Source organism: Agathobacter ruminis (assembly GCF_002735305.1).
Lineage (GTDB): Bacteria > Bacillota > Clostridia > Lachnospirales > Lachnospiraceae > Roseburia > Roseburia ruminis.
In genome coordinates, this window is record NZ_PDYG01000124.1 from 1 (window position 1) to 1020 (window position 1020).

General features: G+C 49.8%; 1 protein-coding gene. It reads left to right on the forward strand.

Annotation, left to right across the window (positions count from 1 at the left end):
• Positions 1 to 289 precede the first annotated feature (289 nt).
• Positions 290 to 940 carry a DUF1349 domain-containing protein gene (locus tag CSX02_RS11710; RefSeq protein WP_099386804.1) on the forward strand — a complete coding sequence of 217 codons (651 nt, stop codon included), beginning with the start codon at positions 290 to 292 and terminating at the stop codon, positions 938 to 940.
• Positions 941 to 1020: the final 80 nt, after the last annotated feature.

Here is a 1020-nt window from a genome sequence, read left to right on the forward strand (position 1 = left end):
GGCGGGAAAACGGTCCACCGGACCTTTTTCTATATCCGCCTCACCCCATCTTCCGCAATTTGTAATGTGGAAGGGGACTTGTAGCTAGCTTGCTTCGCAAGCGGTTCAATCTCGCCTGCCGGTCTACGTTTCACTACGGTCGTGCCAAAACCGACATCCACCGGATGTCGTGGCACGGTCGTTGCTCCTCGCTACGCGAGGGTCGTCCACCGGACGACCGCAACCCATCTTCCGCATTGCCCAGCTACTAATGGTGTGCTAGGATGAGTAACAAAGGGAGGTAACGAGCATGGATTTAGATAAACTGACATGGACGAGAGAACCCGCGGATTATACCATAGGAAAGGGTCAAATCGAGATTACCACTGAGCCCGGCACGGATTTGTGGCAGAGAACCTATTATCATTTTCGGAATGATAATGCACCGGTTCTTCAGATGGAGACGGAGGAGAAGTATTTTTCTTTTGTTGTAAAAACTGATTTTTCCGGAAGTCATCATCGATTCGATCAGTGCGGGATTGTGATGTATCTGGACAGTGAGAACTGGCTGAAGGCTTCGGTAGAGTATGAGAATGAGTATTTCCAGCATCTTGGATCCGTGGTGACAAATCATGGTTATTCGGACTGGGCGACAACAGAGATTGCAGCGGATGTGAAGACCATGTGGTATCGCCTAAGCCGCAGAGAAGATGATTATTGCATCGAGTGTTCCAAGGATGGCAGGCATTTTTCTCAGATGCGTGTCTGTCATATGTGGGAAGGTGCCGGTCCTATCCGCTTTGGTATCTATGCCTGCAGTCCGGAAGATTCCAGCTTCCGCGCAGTGTTTAGTGACTTCGCGATTACGGAATGCGCATGGAAAGCACATGACGGACAGCTGCCGGATAATTTATCTCAGTCGGATAAGACCCCTTCCTCTAAGCGAAGGTGGGGGTTATAACAAACTTGTCTCAGTCGGGGTACAATCTCCGACTGAGATAAACGCTCCGCGAGGATGCGCAGAGATTTGCATATGAAATA

Bases quoted from the DNA above. Each gene is read 5' to 3' on its own strand.
- CSX02_RS11710 (WP_099386804.1), top strand. From the start codon at position 290: ATGGATTTAGATAAACTGACATGGACGAGAGAACCCGCGGATTATACC.